This window comes from Nostoc sp. FACHB-190 (assembly GCF_014696905.1).
Lineage (GTDB): Bacteria > Cyanobacteriota > Cyanobacteriia > Cyanobacteriales > Nostocaceae > Nostoc_B.
Genome location: NZ_JACJQW010000070.1, coordinates 1 through 19,981, shown reverse-complemented (window position 1 = coordinate 19,981; position 19,981 = coordinate 1). Strand labels below are relative to the sequence as shown.

Sequence of the window (19,981 nt, the reverse complement as noted above, 5' to 3'; positions counted from 1 at the left end):
ACGCCAAACGATTCATCAGAGAGTTTTATTTTTTCTGTCATTCTTTTACTGTGGTGAAAGCGTTATTTGAACTAGCAATTCACGGTCAAATTTTTGACTTTCCCAAACTCCATACCTATGGTGTTTTCTCATAACTGATTTAGGATTGCTATACTACAGGTGCAGTAGTGTTGGCGATCGCATTTGTGCCTACCTACTAAACATACTTTCCCAATAATTTGATGCCTAATCAATTTCCCATTCTAATCTCAAGGTTTCCAACTTAGGATTTTTAACACTCAATTGCTTGCATTCTTCCAAAAATTCCTTCACCTGTTCTTGAGTCAAACTTAAACCCCCATCTTGGAGATTATGAATAAAAGTCAGCACATCAGCAGTTGTCAAATATGAACTTATTTCTTCTAACAAAATCGCATTATTGACTTCTCGACAAACCAACTCAATATCAGATGAAGTAAATCGGATACTTTTCTCAGCTAACATTTCAAAATTAACTGATTGCTCTACATTGAGTTGTGATAGATAATGCTTAAATATTTCGACTCTCTCTGCTTGGCTTGGAGGGAAAATCGGCACTTTCCAATCTAATCTGCCAGAACGTTTTAAGGCATTATCAATGCCACTTAAATAATTAGTAGCAGCAATGACAATGACATCACTATTTTTAATATTATTTAGTTCAATCAATAATTGATTGATAGTGGCTCTTTGGTCAGTATGGGAGTTTTCATCATTACGATTGAAACCAATACTATCTAATTCATCGATGAATAATACAGAAGGAGCTTTTTTCTTAGCTTGGACAAAAATATCACGAATATTTTTCTGGCTTTGACCTATCCATACACTAATAATATCAGCCGGAGAAAACTTAAAGAAATATCGCCCTGACTCATTAGCAAAAGCATTAGCTAATAATGTTTTACCACATCCAGGTAATCCATAAAACAAAATGCCCCCAATTGCGCCTTTATGCCCTTTAGATTGTAATTTGAGCAGTTTATTGAGTTTTTCTTTTTCTTCATTGAGACCTTTGACTTGGCTAAAGTCAAGTTTGACTTGTTTAGTAACTGGGCTGATTTGTCTTGTGGCTTGTCTTTTAACTTTATATTCAAAGGTTGGATAATCAATGGTATCAAACGCCACAGGGACTAATTGATGTTTTTCATAATCTGGTGTCATCACTATAGTTTTAAAGTTGGCACCATAGTATTCTGAGAGTCTATACTCTAAAATCTCTTTGGTTTTTTTGAGTTGATAGTAATTGCGAGCAATTTCAAATCCAGGGACGACTAACCAAACACTCTCTAAATTATTTGGCCATACCTGAGATTTCCGCAAAATTCTCTTAATCATATCAAAAAAGAGATTATTATCAGAAAACTCGTTATATTTGAGAGTTTCTATTTCGACCACAATTTTATTTTTAATATATACTTCTACTTTTTCAGTTTGATATTCTTCATATTCATATTCTTCCTCATCTTCTTTATTATCTTCATCTTGAGAAGTTAATTCAACTTCACAGCCAATGTGTGATAATTCATATCCAAGACTTTCTAGGGTTTTGATCGCAAAATACTTCAGGTAGATATATTCAGTACTTTCTTGTTGCCACTTTAGATGATAAAGATGTTCAGGCTTCATCTTGAGTAACAATTGTGATTCAGCTTGAATTTGAGCTTTTTGCAGTTCTAAGAAATAGTTGAGGAGAGATACATCATCTTCTTCTGTTTGATAATAAGGCAGTTCTAATAATAAACGGAAGTGAGCTAAAATCTCTTCCTTTCGCTCAATGGCAGCTTCATGAGAATATTTACATCTGAGGGTAAAAGTAAAGGGAATTTTACTAGCAACTGTATCTACTAAATGTCCTAAGCTATCTTCTTTTTGCTGGGCTTGAATTTCCAACACTGATGGACAGTGGAATAGAATAAATGATTGTGTAGAATTATACTTATTTAGAGATAAAGATATAGATTCAAACTGCTCATCAAATTTTTCCGAATCTAGTAACTCTAAGCCAGTGTCACCTAAGATGACACTTGTCATCGTTGAACGATAAAAGTGAAATATATTAGCGCCTTTAATAGAACTTTCTTTATCGTTATCACAATCATCATCAGAGTCAATAATATTAGTTGTAAACTGGCGTACAGAAGAACTGGCAACCTCGCTTGAACCTTGATATTGAAATTTTCTAATCAGTTCATAATTGAAAATTTTGACAACGATATCAGAAAAGAAATCGACATCTTGAGGAACAAGAAAAATCCCCATAGGTTGATTAGAATCTAAACAAGCTTGAAAACGTTCGTATTCTTGCTCAGAGCCGAAGTCAAATAAATAGTAAAAGAAATCATGTTTAACTTGAATAGTTTCTTTCAGCTTTTGCGAAATTGCTGCTGAATTGAATTTTTCATCACTAATTTCTATACCTTTGAGAGAAATATCTATTTTTGTATCTAAAGGAATATATAAATCAAAAGCAGGTTCAGCATATAATCCTACACTTTCCAGAGCAGTATTAAAATCATCAATGAATGCCTGACTTCTGCGTTGATAGCCAAACTGTTCCATGATGGTTTTCACTCGTAAGCTTTTTTTTGCTTTACCAGTTCTTTGTAGTTCATTTTTAATCGAGCTTAAGTAGGCTGTATATAACATTCTGTTTCCTGACAATCACCAGATATATTCTTCCCAAAATGATATATACAGTAACTTTCGCCATCATTTCTGAAGAGATTTCGTCAAACGCTACCATAAATAATCATGTACCACCCATCGCTACAACCAGGTTGTACATAATTAAGCGGAGGTGAAATTGTGTGGCAAGTTAGCAAGCAACAGCAAAATATTAGGTGGAATCTGACGGAAAATCTAGCTGGATATCTTTTTCTTGCACCTACGCTGTTGGTTTTGGGTACTTTTGTTGTGTTACCCATTCTCTACGCCGTCTTTCTTTCGCTACATAAAGTACAGCTTCTCGGCGGAATTGAATATCAGTTCATCGGCTTTCGCAATTTCAGCCGCTTAGTTGAAGATGAACGAGTTTGGATAGCTTTGAAAAATACGGCTGAATATGTGGTTATTGTTGTACCGTCACAAACAATTTTGGCTTTAGTTCTGGCGGTAACTCTCAATTCTGGGATTCGGGGAAAAAATTGGTGGCGTATCCTTTATTTTTTACCCACAGTGACTTCTTCCGCAGTGCTGACGCTGATTTTTATGTGGATTTATAACACGGATGGGCTACTGAATGATGTTTTGGCTTTTGTGGGTTTACCTACTTATAACTGGTTGGGTGATCCAAATGTGGCACTCAAAGGCATCATGATTATGAATATTTGGTCAACTGCGCCGTTTTATATGGTGATTTATTTGGCGGCGTTGCAAGATATCCCCCAAAAATTATACGAGGCGGCGGAACTGGATGGGGCAAATACTTGGCAGCAGTTTATCTATATCACTATTCCTATACTCCAGCCTGTAACCTTTTTTGTTGTGGCTATTGGCATAATTGGGACTTTTCAGTTATTTGACCAATCTTATATTTTCTCTGGTGGGACTGGCGGGCCGAATAACGCAACTCTGACTTTAGTGTTATTGATTTACCAAGCTGTATTTCGTAATTTACAGATGGGTTATGCTGCTGCGATCGCATTTTTACTGGCATTAGTCATCATCACCATAACTTTAATCCAACGGCGTTTATTTGGAGGCGAAAAAATGTGACTATAATTCCTCGCATTCCTTGGCTCAAATTATTGTTATACATGGTGTTGACACTGTATGCCGTTATTACCCTAATCCCCTTTCTTTGGGCGTTGTCAGCGTCATTTAAACCACTATCAGAGATTGTCAATGGCGGTCATAATTTTATACCCAAAAATTTTACTTTAGATAATTACAAGCAAATATTTTTACAAGAACCGTTATTTTGGCGTTGGTTATTCAACAGTGTGTTTATTGCTGTCAGCGTCACATTATTAAACTTGATATTTAACTCGATGGCTGGTTATGCCTTAGCTAGACTGCACTTTGTGGGTAAAAACTTTTGGTTCTTTTTAATTTTGGCAATTTTAGCAGTACCAGCGCAAATTACCTTGATTCCCACATTTTTGATTTTAAAGGCGATCGCTTGGCTAAATTCTTATCAAGGTATGATTGTGCCGGGGATGGTAAACGCTACTTTTATCTTTATGATGCGGCAATTTTTCGTTAACTTTCCCAGGGAACTAGAAGAAGCCGCGCAATTAGATGGCTTAAATACCTGGGGAATTTTTAGATATATTGTTTTACCTTTAGCCAAACCAGCACTCGCAGCCCAAGCTGTTTTTGTCTTTATGGGTAGTTGGAATAATTTCTTGCTACCTGTCGTGATTTTATTTGACCCCGAAATGTTTACCTTACCTTTAGGCTTAAACACATTTAAAGGTCTATACATCAGCTATTGGAACTACATCATGGCAGCTTCGATGGTTTTTACCCTACCAGCTTTAGGTATATATGCTTTCCTCAACCGCTACTTTATTCAAAGCGCCACCTTTACAGGCGGGAAAGGATAACCTGAGTCAATATACTCATAACTGTCTCCCTTGTCTCCCCTGTCCCCCTATCTCCCAAACATCCTCACCCTGCTCCAAATTTTGGGCAACAAATTGCACTCCTAACGTGATATTGGTATTACAGCGACTTAATCTCTATTTGTTAGTTAACCAAACATTATGGGTTTTGCAGGTCTACCGATCGCAGAGATAGCAACACACTACAGTATGACTGTGGGGCAAGTGTTTTCTCTGGATAACCAATTGAGAACTGCCTATAAATGCCACAAGGCTCATTGGGCGTTAGAAAATGCAAAAGCAATTATGGCGCAAACATCGTCTGAAATTCACCAGCAAGATATTAGCGACTCGGTGAGTGATACCAGAGTCACCTTGTGGGCGATTTCAGGCTGGAGCGAATTTTTAACAACATATAACAACCGTTAGCGACACAGAGATTGAGTATCGCATTATTTAGCTGTGTTGAGCGTCAAAATTTTTAAGGGGAAACATGTTTAGAAGATTAATTGGCGTTGTTGTGGTTACTGTTTTACTGACATTTCAGTTGATGGTCGGTGCTGCTTCAGCAGTGGAACTAGACGAAGCTACCAGAACAGTGCCATTAAATGACAAGGGTGATACCGTTGTTCTCAGCCTCAAACAAGTTAAAGAAGGCAAACGTTTATTTCAATACGCTTGCGCTCAATGTCATGTAGGTGGCGTTACCAAAACCAATCAAAACGTAGGTCTAGAACCAGAAGCACTAGCATTGGCTACACCAAACCGCAACAACATTGAAGGTTTGGTAGATTACATAAAAAATCCCACCACTTATGACGGGGAAGAGGAAATCTCTGAATTACACCCCAGTCTCAAGAGTGCAGATATTTTCACAACAATGCGAAATCTGACCGAAGACGATTTGGTAGCCATAGCTGGTCACATCCTCCTGCAACCTAAAGTCGTAGGTACCAAGTGGGGCGGTGGCAAAATATATTACTAAACCTCAGTCATAATTGCTGAGTATTGGGGAATTAGATACTGGGAAGAAACAAGCATGTAAGGATGAAGGATGAAGTATGAAATTTTACTTCTACTCTTTAAGCTTAATTCTGCAATCTTGATACTTCACAGTGACTAATTCCCAATCTCTATAATTTTTTAAGAATTAAACCTGATTTTTGGGATTTTTTTACTTGACGGAAAAGCTATTTAGTGTATAAACATCAGCGTTATTTCTGATTTTTAGATTGCTGAATATTAATTTATGACCCGATAAATAAAATAAATTGGATCTACGACATATTGTCAAACTTTGGCGTTGATTTTATTTAAAATGAGATAGGGACTATAAAACCATCTGTTAGGAGAAAGTCATGAAATTGATTGCGGCAAGTCTGAGACGCTTGAGCCTAGCTGTGTTGACCATGATTTTAGTTGTCAGCAGCTTTGCTATTTTTACACCTTCAGCCTCTGCTGAAACCCACCAAATCAAGTTGGGTAGCGATAAAGGAATGCTGGCATTTGAACCCAGCAAGGTAACAGTGAAGCCCGGCGATACAATTGAATGGGTAAACAACAAAGTTCCTCCCCATAACGTTGTCTTTGATGCGGCTCTCAACCCTGCTAAGAGTGCAGATTTAGCTAAATCTCTGTCTCACAAACAGATGTTAATGAGTCCTGGTCAAACACAAACAACCACCATCCCAGCTGATGCACCTGCTGGTGATTACACCTTCTATTGCGAACCCCATCGTGGTGCCGGTATGGTTGGCCACATCATTGTTCAATAGTAGAAATAGCACTGGCGAAACTAGATAATTTTCTAGCTCTTCAGGAAAATTGACAAACTAAGAAACGCCACAGCCTGGCGCATACAACAAATCAACTAATAGCGGTGACGAGTTTGATTTCCGCCCACAATGCTCAACAGCGCCCAGCGATGTTTAGAGATTGACTCGTCACCGCTAATTTTATTTAAATGTAAAACTGATAAAATGTAGCAGTCAAAGTATAGATGAGAACTCTATTTAGGCGCTAGAGTCTGGAGAATAACTTGAGAAGACTGTTATTAATTTTATTTCTAGCGATCGCGCTCTTCCAATTAACATTTACTTATCCAGCACTAGCCGCCGAAACTTCCAACGGTGCCAAAATCTTTAGTGCCAATTGCGCTTCTTGTCACATAGGTGGCGGTAATATTCTCGTTTCCGAAAAAACCTTAAACAAAGAAGCACTATCAAAATACTTGGCAGACTATAACACCGACTCCCTTCAGGCAATTATTCATCAAATCCAAAATGGCAAAAATGCCATGCCACCCTTCAAAAACAAGTTAACACCTGAAGAAATTTTGGATGTCGCTGCTTACGTCTTTCAAAAAGCCGAACAAGGTTGGTAGATGTGAAAAAGAGGCTAGTGCCGCTACGCGGAAGTCAAAAGTCAAAAGTCAAAAGTCAAAAAGCTTATATCAAAAGCTTTTCACTAACTTGAAATGGTATCTTTATTTCCGCCACGTTGTACTAGGGACTAGTACAACAAGGCAAAAGTAGAAAGAAAGAGTTTTTATACCACAAGATTTTTACTCTAGGAATTAAAATCTTTGCCTTTTACCTTTTGCCTTTTGCTTTTTACCTACACATTAGCCTGTTGACGCTGATAAAGAGACCAATACAGACCCTTCTGCTGTAAAAGTTGCGTGTGATTACCCCTTTCCGCAATTACGCCTTTCTCCATTACCAAAATTAAATCAGCCCGCTTAAGTGGTGCAAAGCGGTGAGCAATCAAAAACACTGTGCGATTTTCCGAAACTTTTTGGAGGTTTTGGAGTACTTGTTGTTCGGTTTCACTATCTAAAGCACTTGTCGCTTCATCCAAAATTAAAATTGGAGCATCGGATAAAAACAAGCGTGCTAAAGCAATCCTTTGGCGCTGTCCACCAGATAAAGCTGTACCTCTCTCTCCCACATTCGTCTCATAACCGAATGGCAATTGACTGATAAAATCATGGGCTACAGCTAATCTCGCAGCTTCTACTACCTGTTCCGCCGTAATATTGGGATTGCCCAAGGTAATATTTTCTAAAATCGAACCATTAAACAAAAAGTCCTCTTGCAAAACAACGCTAATTTGTTGCCTTAGTGATGCCAAATCAGCACTCTTAATATCAAAACCATCAATTAAGATGCGTCCTGATTCAATTTGATACAATCGCTGCAACAGCTTGGACAGGGTACTTTTACCCGAACCACTACGTCCGACTATGCCAATAAACTGCCCTGGCTGGACATCAAACGTAATGCCGCGTAACACTGGTTCAGTATGGGCTTGGTAACGGAAAAATACCTGTTCAAAATTTACTTGCCCTTTTAATGCGGGTAAAACTAATCCTGTGCCTGGTTCAGCTTCTGGGGCTGTGTTGAGAATATCACCAATTCTATCGACAGAGAGTAATACTTGTTGGAGATTTTGCCACAGTTGTACCAACCGCAATAGTGGTGCTGTCACCCGTCCCGATAACATCTGAAAAGCTACCAACTGACCAATTGTTAATTGTTGGTCAATTACCAGTTTTGCGCCCACCCAAAGAATCAGTAAAGTCGAAAAATTCGTGAGAAAGTCACCAATATTACTACTGATATTTGATGTAGTCGAGGCTTTAAAACCAGTACGAATAAATCGGGCAAATAACCCTTCCCAACGTTCCCGCGCCACTGGTTCAGCTGCATGGGCTTTCACAGAATGAATGCCTGTAATTGTCTCTACCAAAAACGATTGACTGTCTGCACTGCGGTTAAAGGTTTCGTTTAGCCAGTTGCGTAAAATTGGCGTGGAAACAATTGTTAAAGTGGCAAACAATGGCAACACTGCCAAAGCGACAAAAGTTAAAGGGATGTTGTAGTAAAACATCAATGCCAAATAAACAACGGCAAAGATGCTGTCGAGAATTACTGTTAAAGCTGTACCTGTGAGAAATTGCCGGATTTGTTCGAGTTCTTGAACACGGGCAACAGTATCACCCACCCGCCGCGATTCAAAGTAAGCTAACGGCAAGCGCATCAGGTGGCGAAATAGCTGCGCCGACAAGCTTAAATCTAAGCGCCTAGCTGTATGGGTAAAGATGAAGAGGCGTAAAGTACCCAGCATCGCCTCAAAGCAAGCAATTAACAATAAAGCTATAGCCATCACATCCAAGGTGGGCAAGCTTTCTTGCACCATCACCTTATCGATGATGACTTGAGTAATGAGGGGTGTACCTAACCCAAACAGTTGTAATGTTAAGGATGCCAGTAAAACTTCCCCTAATAATCCCTTGTATTTCCAGACAGCCGGAATAAACCAACTGAGGTTGAACTTTTCATGTTTATTAATCAGTTCTACTTGCCACAGTTGCCCATCCCATACAGCTTCGACAATTGATTGGGGCAGAGTTTCACAGATTTGCCCTGGATTTAAGGGATTCGCCACAATTAAGCGGGAGCCTTTGATGGCGTAAACCACTACCCAACTTGCTTGGGATTGATTTTCGTTTTGCCATAACATCAAAGCCGGAAAGGAAAGTTTGGGTAGTTCTTCCCAACTCACTTGGAGTCGTCGCAACACTAGTCCGAGTTTTTCGCCAGCTTCGACGATTTGTTTGGGGTTTTGTCCGCGCAGTTGGCGCTGTACCCATTCCAGTTGCACTGGGTTGTCTAGGTGTTGCGCCACCATTGTCAGACAGGCGGCGGCGGTATTACCGTGGGCAATAAAAGGATAATTGGAGTTATCTGGAGTGCGGTTGAGTAATTCTTGGAGAGTTGGTGGCTGAGTTTCGGGACTAATAGTTGTGGCTGGTAGGGGCAGTTGTGGTTCGAGACTGGGTTGGGGTTCAGAATTGCTGGGTGCGGCGGCGGCTGGGAAACCAGAGAAGAACTGTTCAATTTCGGGAGTGCTAAATTCTGTCCACAGGGAACTGTCCCAACAAGCCACGATGACTTCTTTACTGGCGGCTATGGCTTTGCAGTCTAATGCGATTTTGTAGAGGTCGCCGAACCAATCTCCTGTTTGTAAAGCAGCGATCGCTTTGCTATCTTGTTCTTGTCTGAGCCTGACTTTACCTGAGACTATGTAGTATTGGTAGCCGCGTTTTTGCGTTGACCAGATTTTTTCTCCTAATTGGTAACGATGGATAACTAACTGATTACGTAATCTGGCTTGTTGTTCGCTACTTAGCCAACATAAAGGCCCTTGCTGCCAAGGTATTTCTGCTATAGCGTTGATTTCTAAAGATTCATGATCCAGATTTGTTAACCCATCTGTAATTTCACTGTTAGCTTTTGAATTTTCTCTGCTAGCCATTTTTCAAATAACTCATTTTGTAATGCTTGTTGGAGTTGAGTATCTTCTAAAGACGCTGGCAGAAATTGTTCGACTCGAAACAAACCATAACGTCCTTCTAGTTCTATTGGCCCCACCAATTGTCCAGAACTAGCAACATCAATCGCTGCCCGCAATGTATCTGGCATGGTGCCACGGCTGATTGCTCCCATCATGCCGTTCATTATGCGATCGTCTGTTAGGGAATATTCTCTGGCTAGTTGTTCAAAGTTGGCTCCTTCTTCGATTTGGGTTCTGAGTTCTTCGCAAAGTTCTTGATTATCAACAATAATGCGAGAAATGACGACGCGATCTAAATAAATTTTTCTTTCAATAAAGTATTCGGGAATGTGAGGTTGTGTAACTAATGTTTTAAGTTTTTCTAATTTGAAACCTAATGTAATTGATCTATGAAATGTTTCATAATCTGTACCATTTGTTTGTAACCATTCTTGAAAAGTTTGGGGTTGCGTGAGTTGATTTTTTAAACGAAAGTCAATAACTGCTTGTTCGGTTAAGGCTGGATTGATATCTAAATCATCTCTAGTTTGGATTTCTTGCTCAATCACATACTGCCGGAGAATGTCGCCAATAAACTGGGATAATTTGCCGGAAGCTTGGAGATATTTTACTGCCTGTGTGATTGGGAGTGGATGATCATTTATTGACAGAAATGATAAAGATTCCATGAAATAACTCAAGAAAAACAGCTAAAAGTTCATAATTCCGAGAGATGGGAAACAAGATTCAGACCGATTGAGTGGCTGAAAGTTAGACAGAGACTACAATTCCCAATTCAAAATCTCAAATCCAAAATAGTATTGAAGAAGGCAGTGGTTCGGCTTCGCTCACCAACCGGAGGCAGGAGGCAGATTCAACCCGCCTCTCATCTTTCGCGTAACATCCCATAGGGGAGACCGCCAAATCTCAGATTATGGCGGGAGACTTAAACTCAAATGGGCGTTGCAAAAAGGCTTTACCTTTGATTAAAAATCTGCCCTTTTGCCTTTTTCCTTGTTGTACTAGCCGATCGCAATTTTCCACAACCAAGCAAAAATTATGGCAGCGATCGCACCAATTAATGTATTTAAAATATTGACCAGTTCATTTGTTAGCCAAGCATATTTAGATTGCAGTGTGGCTCCAATGACACTTTCTAAATTGGTAGCAATGAACGCTGCGAAGATGCACCAAACAACCCCTAATAAGTCTATCAATCCTACTGCCCAGCCTACTAAGGCGATCGCGATCGATGCCACTACACCCGCTAAGGTTCCTTCTAAACTCACTGCGCCTTCTGTACCACGGGGGACAGGTTGGAGTGTGGTAATCAAAAAAGTCCTTTGACCGTAAGCTTTCCCCACTTCGCTGGCGGATGTGTCAGATAGCTTGGTGCTAAAACTTGCCACATAGCCCAACAACAGCAAAGATACAGGATTGGGAACTAAAGATTGGGGATCAGATATCAACCATCCCGAATTGATTACCCCTACACCCAAAGCACATAACGCCGCCGTTAAGGCTGAACCCCAGACATTTTCCGGGCCTCTGGCACCAGAACGCTTTTCGGCTATACCTTGGGCTTCTTTCTCTGCCATACCGATGCGCGTCACGCCGGAGCCTACCAGGAAATAAAATCCCACTACTAAGTATCCTTGCCAACCCAACGTTCCCCAAACGATGACACCCAGTATCCCAGCATGAAATATACCTGCTGGAGTCAGCAGCTTTTTAGGAGCGATCGCAACTAAACCCAATAAAACGGTGTTTAATCCTACTCCCACTAACCAGGGATTCGCAGAGTCAAGTAAAGGTAACATTAGCAGTGAATCACAAGTAATGTTGTCATTGCCAGCATACCAACAGAATAGCTAATTTTAAACCTGAGATGTTATACCTCATTCTGTAATTCTAAAAGTGCATAGATTCTCTTACTTTTACTATTAGGGAGAGAAAAAACAGGCAAGATTTTGAGCGAAAACAGGGGCTAGAGGCGAGAGGTTAGAGGCTAGTACAACAAGGCAAAAGTAAAAAGGCAAAAGTCAAAAGAAAGAATAACGATACCACAAGCCTTTTAGGAATTTCTTATGGTCACTGAGCGTACTTGTACTGAGCGCAGCCGAAGTAGCCGAAGTGTGGTCTGTTTATTTACGCCGACCTGTATTAGTAAATCATATTGAGGACTTACGCCTTACTTACCATTTTCTTGTTCCAGTCCATAAATATCGCTAACAGCATATAAGTAACAGCAATATAAAACTGTGTTCCAATTAACCACAAACAAGTTTTCAGGGCATAAATTGTAGATAGCAACTACAAACAATGCCTGTTATGAATAAACCTATATTTCATTTAGCTTTTCCTGTGAGTGATATCCAACAGGCAAAAGTCTATTATGTCGATGGTTTGGGCTGTATTCCGGGACGGGAAAACCCCCATGCTTTGATTCTCAATCTTTACGGACATCAACTGGTAGCACACACTACCAAGGAACCTTTAACAAGACAACGGACGATATATCCTAGACACTTTGGTTTAATCTTTCCCCAAGAAAGTGACTGGGAAAGTTTGTTAGCAACAGCATACAAGCACCAACTATTTTTTCGAGAAGAAGCTAAAAATCGCTTTGTGGGTTCGCCTTTAGAACATCGGACTTTCTTTTTAGAAGATCCTTTTTATAATTTGCTGGAGTTTAAATATTACCGCTACCCAGAGGCGATTTTTGGGAGTTATGAGGAGTATACCCAAATTGGCGATCGCTCTTAAATTAGGACTTACGTATGAAAACGAAAATTCAAGGTTTGGTTCAGGGTTTAAGGGTTTAAGGGTGTAGGTATTCAAAACCACCCATACACCCTATACCCTTTCACCCCTAAACCCAGTTTCAACCGACAATTTTTGTGAGTAATTCCGCATTGGTTCGGCTAAGGCTGTGGCGACGGCGGCTAAACTCCTAGAATCAGTTAACATCCAAGGATGAGATGCTGCGGGGATAATTACCTCTGTACCTATGGGCATTTGGGAACTGTTGGCTGGTACAATCATCAAATCATAAGGTGTCCAAATAGATGTAAAGTTCAACTGCTTCAACATCACAGCATCAGAATTTAAATCCTTGAGGAAGTTACTGTGAGTACGCATTTGTTCACAACCAGGCCGCCAAGAACCATAAGCAATATAAGTTCCATGATGAGGTGATGAGATAGTAACCAAGCGTTGCACGCGCTCAATACCTCCCAGTCGTTGGACATAATAACGACTGACAATGCCTCCCATACTGAAACCGACTATATCTAGTTTCTGTTCTGGCTCAAAGGTCGCGGCAATATAATCAGCTACTTGCTGCGCCAACACATCAAGACCAACTTCGCCATTATTCGGTACTAAATTCAAAGCATATACAGACCAACCTTTCTCCTGTAAGTAACCTCTCATTTTGCGGAATACTGCTTCTGTATCTCCAATCCCGTGTATTAACAAAACTGGGTTGTATTGCTGATTAATTGAGTTCATTGCCGGGTTTGCTTGCATAGTTCTGTCAAAAATCTAGCTAAGTTATGTTGCTATCTGTGAATGAGTTATGACACTCAGGTCACTGGCTAGAGGTTAGAGGCTGGGGGCTGGAGGCTAGTGTTTTTAGCATTCGGTATTCATCAGACAATCTCACAACCGAACATCACAAAAGAATATTCCCAACTCCCAACTCTCTATTCCCCACTCCCGCAGAGTACTATTAAATTTTGTTAAGCAAGCTTTCATAATCTTGCTTATGGTAACGGTAAGATTTAATAATGAGTCTTGATAGATACAGGCTGCAAGTGCCTGTAAAATCAAGAACATTTGCTCTGTAGTCTTACGCCAGTGTTACTCAAACACTCAACTATCAAGCTAGTCAAAGTCATAGTACGGCGCAAAGAAATGTAGCATTAAGCTGCAATTTTTAACATTACGGTCAGATTTACAGAAATTATAGAAGGCAGGAGAAATTCTAATGTTCGGTTTTATCAAAAATTTAATCGCTGGGATTTTAGGTTTCTTTACAGGTTTGCTCGGTGGTAAGAAAAAAAATGGTGGCTACTACCTGCAATTAGATGAAAGTGGGGCAGAAGTCAAACCAGCACCCAAACCCGCAGAAACACCAAAACCAGTAGCTACTTCCAACGGTACCAAAGCAACAGCAGCACCTGAGCCAGCCAAAAAACCTGCGGCTAAGGCGGTCAAAGCATCCCAAAATGGCAAAGCTGCACCTGCTGAACCAGAAAAAGCGCCTGCAACTGCTGTAGCTGCCAAGAAAGAACCAGCGATAACTACATTTGCACCCCAATATTTAGGGACTTCTGGTGCTGCTAATGGTCGTCGTCGTCCAGGGGCAAATATGAGTTCTTTCTTAGATATGGCCAGTCAAGTGAAAACTCCTAACCAAGCTTAGTGATTTAATTTTGACTGTCAGCGATCGCCAAGCATTTATTAAACACCAATCCGCTATACAACTGAAAAGCTGCATCCCAATTCGTCGGTTCTCGACGCATTAAATTGATATTGGGTGTGATATTGCGTAACATTTCCGTTTGATCTAGAATCGTCTCCGCAAAAGGTGTGAAATCTGACCAAAGCTTCACTTGTGGCAGATGCTGTTCTAGCCAGTTAATTACTTTATTCCAGTTAATGCGGATAGTATTTTGACTAGCTAGAGCAGCAATTTCTACACCTTGTTGGAAATCATAACTTTGATCAGACAGTCGCAGAATGCAACGCCGCCCAGGTAAATGTAGATCACAAAACTGAGCGTAATCTTGAGTTTGAGTTTTTCGCTCTAGCTTATGGCGTGCATTAACATCGACAACTTCTTCAAAAATTGGTAATAGCCCCGCGACTCTGGCTTGTACTTCTGACCAATTAAAAGTCAGAGAACCAAGTTGATGAGTTTGGTTACGACAAACAACCGTCGCTTGTGTACCAGATTCCGAAAAATATTCAACTTGATAAATTTGTATTTGTTGAACTGCACTAATTGTTGACCAAAAGCAAGGGATTCCGGCTTTTTGTAGCTGTTCACCATAAAATTTTAATTCTCCTACTCGGCCATAACGATAGACTCTCCAACTGCGACTAGGGAGAATTAGTCTGGCTGTATAGGTGTCTAGCTGCATAATCTGAGCAAATTGCGCTGCAACTGTTGACTTTTCTTGATTAGTCAAAGGCTCTAAAACAAGTATCCCTGACTCATTACTGTTGGGTTCGGCTGTGGCTTTAGCAATGGCGCGTTGTCGTTGTTCTTGTTCAACTTCTTTGAGGCGTTGTAAACCTTGGCGTGCTTGCGAAACTATTTTAGAGTTGGTTGTACTCCGCAATAACTGACGATAAATTTTTTCTGCATCTTGTTGTTTATGAGATACTTCGTAAAGTCTGGCAATGTAAAACTGCACCCAAGGATCATCCGGTGATTCCTTTGACAACTGCTGGAGTAGTTTAGCAGCAGTGTGATAATCTTTACGGTCAAAAGCGATCGCAACTCGCTCAATCATATTTTATTTCCCTGCATCCTGCGTTGAGTTTTGGAAGCGGCTTATTATCATTTATACTTCACAGGCTGCGGTAACTAAGGATAAAGCAACGATGGGTGCAGTGACGGCGCGGAGAACTCGACGACCGAGAGATACAGCTTGAAAACCAGAAGCGATCGCATTTGCAATTTCCGGTTCTGTCCATCCACCTTCGGGGCCTGTAGCAATAATTAGTTCACTGTCATTTGTCCTTTGTTCTTTGTTTGGTAAGCAGTGGAGGAGGTGCGGATAGTTACCCCGCACCTCACAGATATACTTATGACCATTAACTGTTGACAAAGCCTCACTGAAAGCTACTGGTTCTAAAATTGTGGGGACAAAAGCGCGTTCCGATTGTTCAGCCGCTTCAGCTGCAATCCGCCGCCAACGTTCGAGTTTTTGCGGACTTGGATGAAGAAGAGTGCGATCGCTAATTACCGGAGCAATACAAGTTACGCCAATTTCCGTACAGCAGCGCACAACATCATCAAAACCACTGCCTTTGGGCAACGCCATCATTAGTGTAATTGTTACAGGTAATTCTGTAGTTACGGAAAGAGTTTCTAAAACCTGGGCTTGTTTTCCTGTTAATTGTGTTAACCACCATTTACCCATACCATCCATCGCAATAAAGCGATCGCCCTCACGCAAACGCAAGACTCGCCCTAGATAATGTAGTTGTTGGGGTGTCAGTAAAATTTGGTCTTGTTGAAATTGAGCAGGTGCGATCGCTATTCTTTGTAGTTGAGCCATGCTATTTTGTGAACAGAGAAAACAGGCAACAAGCTGTGTCATCCATTATTGATGCTAAACTTTTCCCTGAAAAGCAACTAACAATAAACTGTTACCTGTTACCTGTTACCTTTTCCCTCTCCCGAAGAGATTTGATTTCCACCTTCAGTCCATTTTCAGGACGTAACGTAATAGAAGGCTGCGGTACAATGGAGTGTCCTGGTACTAAATCTATTTGGAAGCTTTGAGCAATAGTCGCTAATAATAAAGCCGCTTCCATCTGCGCGAAACCTTTACCAATACAAATTCTCGGCCCATCACCAAAAGGAAAATATACTCCTTTGGGTAGTTGTTTGTCTAACTCTTCTGTCCAACGTTCGGGTTGGAAAGCTTCTGGATTCTCGAAATATTTTGGATGACGGTGCATTACCCATTGGCTAATCATAATTGATGTCCCTTGGGGAATTTCGTAATCGCCAATTTGAGTATCTACTGCGGCTTCTCGCCCCATCAGCGATACAGGAGGATATAACCGCATTGATTCTTTGATGACTTGCTGTGTATAAACCAACTTACTTAAGTCTTCTAATGTTGGTAACTTTCCTTGCAAAACTTGATCAAGTTCTGATTTTAATTTTTCTCGAACTTCAGGATTTTGTGCCAAAAGCATCCATGTCCAAGATAAAGTATTGGCTGTAGTTTCATGACCTGCCAACATTAAGGTAGCAACTTCATCCCGCAGTAATTTATCATCCATTTGTTGACCTGTTTGTTCATCTTTTGCTTCCATTAACATCGACAACAAATCATGAGTTTTTTTCTGGCTATGGCGACGTTCTTGAATCAGTTGATAAATCGCTTCATTCATTGCGGTAATAGCACGACGATAATTGATGTTTTCTGGTCTAGGAAACCACTCCCACACCAAAAAATTCTGCTTACGCTTACTCTCAAACCAGTTCATTGCGACATCTAGTGCATTAGCGACAACCTTAGCCTCGCCTGCATCCACCTCCGCACTAAATATGCACTTCATCACAATTTCTAACGTCAACTGCATCATCTCTGCATGAATATCACGAATTTCGCCATCATTCCAGGTTTGTAACATTTGGTTGGCGTAATCCACCATAATTTGGCTATATCCATTAATTCGTTTTTGGTGAAATACTGGTTGTGCAAGACGACGTTGCCAAAACCAAGATTCTCCTTCTGTTGTTAATAAACCTTCTCCTAAAAGAGTTTTTAAACTACGTAAGCCTCGGCTTTTAATAAAATCGTGACGATTTTTGAGAACTTCTTCTATGTAGTCAGGATTAGTTACTAAACAAGCAGGTGTTAACCCCAACTGTAGAGGAATAATATCACCATAATCACGACAACGGCTGAGAAAACCTAATGGGTCTTGTCCCAGTTCTAGTAAATGACCAACAATAGAATTAACTGGTGGTGCTGATAACTCAAATACATCTTTAGACATATAAAAAATCTCTGGCAGTTTGTATCTCCCCAAGAAGATTAGTACAGTTGCTGTATAAGAGTCTTCCTGATAAAGATAGATTTAGCTATATCTGTAGACAGAAAAATATCTCACTGCTGAGAAGTCTAAAATCTTGTTTTTTTAAGTACATTATAAATCTGTTAATTACTGCGCTTCGCGCACCACACAAATAGATTCATGAATTAAACAGTATTCCTATAGTTAGAGTTAGTATGAGACAGAAATACAATACATAAGTATAGTTTGAGAAAAAATCAAGTCATTTTTAATAATTTGTCAGAAAGAAGAAGCCCAGTTTTTCAGAAAACTGGGCTTTTGGGTTTTTAAATGATCAAAATGATCGCATCTTTACTAATTAAGCCGGAATAAATTTTAACGCCACACCATTCATACAATAACGTTGACCTGTAGGCGCAGGGCCATCAGGAAATACATGGCCTAAATGTCCACCACAGCGACGACAATGAACTTCTGTGCGGGTCATAAATAATGAACGATCTACAGTAGTGGCGATCGCACCTTCAATTGGTTGAAAGAAACTTGGCCAGCCAGTACCACTATTAAATTTGGTATCAGATGTAAACAGTGGTAAGTCACAAGCCGCACACACATAAGTACCTTCTGCATACAGCTTATCCAGGGAACTAGTAAAAGCCCGTTCAGTTCCATGTTTACGCAAAACACGAAACTGTTCTGGTGTTAAAATACTGCGCCATTCATCTTCAGATTTGGTAATTTCAAATTCAGTGTTAGAACTTGTCACGATTTCTGTCCTCGGATTAATAAACTGGGATAATAAGGCTGCACCTGTTAATACGGCGCTTGCTTCTAAAAAATAGCGTTTTTTCATATATCTATTATTAGTTTTTGCTTAATTAAATTTTTGGATAGGAAATTTTTATTTGTAAAATATACTGATTACTGATGATATCCATCTGATTTAGATTTTTGGCTGTGACCTATTTTATGGACTAACAATATATTTTTAATACTATCGGAAAATTTACCATACTATGTCAAACTTTACCGAATAAATCGACAAATATTCACTTTTTTGTTCTTGTAAAAGAATAGCCTAGGCTAAAATCTTCCGCCAGTGATTCACAGCTATTTGCAATTCTTTCGCTAACCAACTATCAAACTGCGGATACACAGGTAAACGTGGTAATAACTCCCACCCCGTAGGTTGTAAAATTTCTGTCAACTCTTGTTCCTGAATATGTGGATAATCAGGATTCACTTCATCTATCGGCCCTATCCCACCTAAATCCCTAGCACCAGCTTCAATACAAGCCAGTAACCATTGCTCATCTTTAACTAAATTTGGCGGGATTTGAATTGTAATCTCTGGCGGTAAAATTTGACGTGCTTTGCTAATAACTGCTGGTAATTGATGGGGGTCAAATGGTGGTGCATCAAATATTTGCTGGTTCCCTGGACTATGAGGTTGCAAAATCACTTCTTGAATGTGATGGTAGCGTTGATGAATATGAGATATGGCTGCTAAGGTTGTCCACCAATCATCTGCGGTTTCGCCAATTCCTAAAAGTAAACCGGTGGTGAAGGGAATTTGCAATTCTCCCGCCCATTGTAATTGTTGCAGTCTCAGTTCTGCAACTTTACTAGGTGCGTAGCGATGTACAGTCTTCAACAAAGCTGGTGTTAACTGTTCCAACATCAAACCCATTGAGACATTAACATTTTTTAATTGTCGCATTTCTGCAAAACTCAGTGGCCCGGCGTTAGTGTGCGGTAAAAAACCCATCGCCAATGCTAATGCACACAAATCATAAATTCGTTGAAACCATGCCTGACGCTGTGGCGAATTGGGATGTACTTCACCACTAAGGATCAGAATTTCACAGACTTTCTCATTTTTAAGTCGTTTTAATAGTTCCTCTGCGGCTGATAGCGTTAGCCAAGGACTTTCGCCAGGGTTAGTACGAAAGTTGCAGTAGGCGCAGCGATTGAAGCACTCGTAGGTTGGAACGATTGTGTAAGCTGGGCTGTAGGTAACAATGGCAGAATTGGCATTGGTCATAAAATAGAATTTATTAAAGAATTGTAAACGTATCAATTTACCGCACAACCCTGACTGTAACTAGGTATCAGAGCTTTCTACAGGCTAAGTTAAAAATTTTTCCTCAGATTACTTTACAAAACGCAATGTTTACCTTTAAGATATGTAACAACAGGTAAAAACACCTGAAACATACATAAAAAAGCAATCATAAAAACATGACAGCAACCTTACAACAGCGCAAAAGCGCCAACGTATGGGAGCAGTTCTGCAACTGGATCAC

General features: G+C 40.1%; 18 protein-coding genes and 1 pseudogene. 9 read left to right on the top strand and 10 right to left on the bottom strand.

Going from position 1 to position 19,981, the window contains the following annotated elements:
• Positions 1 to 134: pseudogene (locus H6G28_RS34585) on the top strand (IS630 family transposase); the annotation flags it as partial.
• A gap of 91 nt (positions 135 to 225) precedes the next feature.
• Here the strand turns inward: H6G28_RS34585 and H6G28_RS34580 are convergent.
• The gene (locus H6G28_RS34580; RefSeq protein WP_190677652.1) at positions 226 to 2,667 is read right to left on the bottom strand and encodes an ATP-binding protein; all 2,442 of its coding nucleotides are present in this window, start codon (positions 2,665 to 2,667) and stop codon (positions 226 to 228) included.
• A 159-nt stretch (positions 2,668 to 2,826) separates the two neighbouring features.
• Here H6G28_RS34580 and H6G28_RS34575 point away from each other — a divergent pair, with 159 nt between their 5' ends.
• The 6 genes from H6G28_RS34575 (at position 2,827) to petJ (ending at position 6,948) form a co-directional block, all read left to right on the top strand.
• Positions 2,827 to 3,735 carry a carbohydrate ABC transporter permease gene (locus H6G28_RS34575; protein WP_190677650.1) on the top strand — a complete coding sequence of 303 codons (909 nt, stop codon included), beginning with the start codon at positions 2,827 to 2,829 and terminating at the stop codon, positions 3,733 to 3,735.
• A 41-nt stretch (positions 3,736 to 3,776) separates the two neighbouring features.
• Positions 3,777 to 4,568 carry a carbohydrate ABC transporter permease gene (locus tag H6G28_RS34570; RefSeq protein ID WP_199333010.1) on the top strand — a complete coding sequence of 264 codons (792 nt, stop codon included), beginning with the start codon at positions 3,777 to 3,779 and terminating at the stop codon, positions 4,566 to 4,568.
• A 159-nt stretch (positions 4,569 to 4,727) separates the two neighbouring features.
• Positions 4,728 to 4,994 carry a hypothetical protein gene (locus tag H6G28_RS34565; RefSeq protein ID WP_190593871.1) on the top strand — a complete coding sequence of 89 codons (267 nt, stop codon included), beginning with the start codon at positions 4,728 to 4,730 and terminating at the stop codon, positions 4,992 to 4,994.
• Between the two features lie 64 nt (positions 4,995 to 5,058).
• A complete protein-coding gene (gene psbV, locus H6G28_RS34560; RefSeq protein ID WP_190593873.1) occupies positions 5,059 to 5,550 on the top strand; it encodes a photosystem II cytochrome c-550 in 492 nt (163 codons plus the stop codon).
• 373 nt (positions 5,551 to 5,923) lie between these two features.
• On the top strand, positions 5,924 to 6,340 hold the full coding sequence (gene petE / locus H6G28_RS34555; RefSeq protein ID WP_190593875.1) for a plastocyanin: 417 nt from the start codon (positions 5,924 to 5,926) through the stop codon (positions 6,338 to 6,340).
• 263 nt (positions 6,341 to 6,603) lie between these two features.
• Positions 6,604 to 6,948, top strand: coding sequence for a cytochrome c6 PetJ (gene petJ, locus H6G28_RS34550; protein ID WP_190677647.1), 345 nt, complete (start codon positions 6,604 to 6,606; stop codon positions 6,946 to 6,948).
• A gap of 233 nt (positions 6,949 to 7,181) precedes the next feature.
• Here petJ and H6G28_RS34545 read toward each other — a convergent pair whose 3' ends face one another.
• From H6G28_RS34545 to H6G28_RS34535, 3 genes are all read right to left on the bottom strand, one after another.
• Positions 7,182 to 9,884, bottom strand: a complete 2,703-nt coding sequence (locus H6G28_RS34545; protein ID WP_190677645.1) for a peptidase domain-containing ABC transporter — start codon at positions 9,882 to 9,884, stop codon at positions 7,182 to 7,184.
• Entirely contained in the window at positions 9,833 to 10,591 is a 759-nt protein-coding gene (locus H6G28_RS34540) for a peptidylprolyl isomerase (protein ID WP_190677643.1), read from the bottom strand. The genes H6G28_RS34545 and H6G28_RS34540 overlap by 52 nt, the downstream gene beginning before the upstream one ends.
• A gap of 333 nt (positions 10,592 to 10,924) precedes the next feature.
• Positions 10,925 to 11,722, bottom strand: coding sequence for a TIGR00297 family protein (locus tag H6G28_RS34535; RefSeq protein WP_190593882.1), 798 nt, complete (start codon positions 11,720 to 11,722; stop codon positions 10,925 to 10,927).
• Positions 11,723 to 12,233: 511 nt separating this feature from the next.
• Here H6G28_RS34535 and H6G28_RS34530 point away from each other — a divergent pair.
• The gene (locus H6G28_RS34530; protein WP_190677641.1) at positions 12,234 to 12,668 is read left to right on the top strand and encodes a VOC family protein; all 435 of its coding nucleotides are present in this window, start codon (positions 12,234 to 12,236) and stop codon (positions 12,666 to 12,668) included.
• Between the two features lie 90 nt (positions 12,669 to 12,758).
• Here the strand turns inward: H6G28_RS34530 and H6G28_RS34525 are convergent, their stop codons facing one another.
• Positions 12,759 to 13,415, bottom strand: coding sequence for an esterase/lipase family protein (locus tag H6G28_RS34525; protein ID WP_190677654.1), 657 nt, complete (start codon positions 13,413 to 13,415; stop codon positions 12,759 to 12,761).
• A gap of 478 nt (positions 13,416 to 13,893) precedes the next feature.
• Between H6G28_RS34525 and H6G28_RS34520 the strand changes: the two genes are divergently transcribed.
• Positions 13,894 to 14,331 (top strand): hypothetical protein, encoded by a 438-nt coding sequence (locus tag H6G28_RS34520; protein WP_190677639.1) that lies wholly within the window; start codon positions 13,894 to 13,896, stop codon positions 14,329 to 14,331.
• Positions 14,332 to 14,335: 4 nt separating this feature from the next.
• Here the strand turns inward: H6G28_RS34520 and H6G28_RS34515 are convergent, their stop codons facing one another.
• From H6G28_RS34515 to cofG, 5 genes are all read right to left on the bottom strand, one after another.
• Positions 14,336 to 15,427, bottom strand: coding sequence for a tetratricopeptide repeat protein (locus H6G28_RS34515; RefSeq protein WP_190677637.1), 1,092 nt, complete (start codon positions 15,425 to 15,427; stop codon positions 14,336 to 14,338).
• A gap of 51 nt (positions 15,428 to 15,478) precedes the next feature.
• Positions 15,479 to 16,198, bottom strand: a complete 720-nt coding sequence (locus H6G28_RS34510) for a 16S rRNA (uracil(1498)-N(3))-methyltransferase (protein WP_190677635.1) — start codon at positions 16,196 to 16,198, stop codon at positions 15,479 to 15,481.
• Between the two features lie 91 nt (positions 16,199 to 16,289).
• Positions 16,290 to 17,657: a cytochrome P450 gene (locus H6G28_RS34505; RefSeq protein ID WP_190593894.1), complete on the bottom strand. Its 1,368-nt coding sequence runs from the start codon at positions 17,655 to 17,657 to the stop codon at positions 16,290 to 16,292.
• A gap of 376 nt (positions 17,658 to 18,033) precedes the next feature.
• The gene (gene msrB / locus H6G28_RS34500) at positions 18,034 to 18,528 is read right to left on the bottom strand and encodes a peptide-methionine (R)-S-oxide reductase MsrB (protein ID WP_190593896.1); all 495 of its coding nucleotides are present in this window, start codon (positions 18,526 to 18,528) and stop codon (positions 18,034 to 18,036) included.
• A 225-nt stretch (positions 18,529 to 18,753) separates the two neighbouring features.
• Positions 18,754 to 19,719: a 7,8-didemethyl-8-hydroxy-5-deazariboflavin synthase subunit CofG gene (gene cofG, locus H6G28_RS34495; RefSeq protein ID WP_190677633.1), complete on the bottom strand. Its 966-nt coding sequence runs from the start codon at positions 19,717 to 19,719 to the stop codon at positions 18,754 to 18,756.
• Between the last annotated feature and the right edge of the window lie 262 nt (positions 19,720 to 19,981).

Coding starts and splice junctions, on each gene's coding strand:
- H6G28_RS34580 (WP_190677652.1), bottom strand. CDS start 2,667: ATGTTATATACAGCCTACTTAAGCTCGATTAAAAATGAACTACAAAGA.
- H6G28_RS34570 (WP_199333010.1), top strand. CDS start 3,777: ATGGTGTTGACACTGTATGCCGTTATTACCCTAATCCCCTTTCTTTGG.
- H6G28_RS34565 (WP_190593871.1), top strand. CDS start 4,728: ATGGGTTTTGCAGGTCTACCGATCGCAGAGATAGCAACACACTACAGT.
- psbV (WP_190593873.1), top strand. CDS start 5,059: ATGTTTAGAAGATTAATTGGCGTTGTTGTGGTTACTGTTTTACTGACA.
- petE (WP_190593875.1), top strand. CDS start 5,924: ATGAAATTGATTGCGGCAAGTCTGAGACGCTTGAGCCTAGCTGTGTTG.
- H6G28_RS34545 (WP_190677645.1), bottom strand. CDS start 9,884: ATGGCTAGCAGAGAAAATTCAAAAGCTAACAGTGAAATTACAGATGGG.
- H6G28_RS34540 (WP_190677643.1), bottom strand. CDS start 10,591: ATGGAATCTTTATCATTTCTGTCAATAAATGATCATCCACTCCCAATC.
- H6G28_RS34535 (WP_190593882.1), bottom strand. CDS start 11,722: ATGTTACCTTTACTTGACTCTGCGAATCCCTGGTTAGTGGGAGTAGGA.
- H6G28_RS34530 (WP_190677641.1), top strand. CDS start 12,234: ATGAATAAACCTATATTTCATTTAGCTTTTCCTGTGAGTGATATCCAA.
- H6G28_RS34525 (WP_190677654.1), bottom strand. CDS start 13,415: ATGAACTCAATTAATCAGCAATACAACCCAGTTTTGTTAATACACGGG.
- H6G28_RS34520 (WP_190677639.1), top strand. CDS start 13,894: ATGTTCGGTTTTATCAAAAATTTAATCGCTGGGATTTTAGGTTTCTTT.
- H6G28_RS34515 (WP_190677637.1), bottom strand. CDS start 15,427: ATGATTGAGCGAGTTGCGATCGCTTTTGACCGTAAAGATTATCACACT.
- H6G28_RS34510 (WP_190677635.1), bottom strand. CDS start 16,198: ATGGCTCAACTACAAAGAATAGCGATCGCACCTGCTCAATTTCAACAA.
- H6G28_RS34505 (WP_190593894.1), bottom strand. CDS start 17,657: ATGTCTAAAGATGTATTTGAGTTATCAGCACCACCAGTTAATTCTATT.
- msrB (WP_190593896.1), bottom strand. CDS start 18,528: ATGAAAAAACGCTATTTTTTAGAAGCAAGCGCCGTATTAACAGGTGCA.
- cofG (WP_190677633.1), bottom strand. CDS start 19,719: ATGACCAATGCCAATTCTGCCATTGTTACCTACAGCCCAGCTTACACA.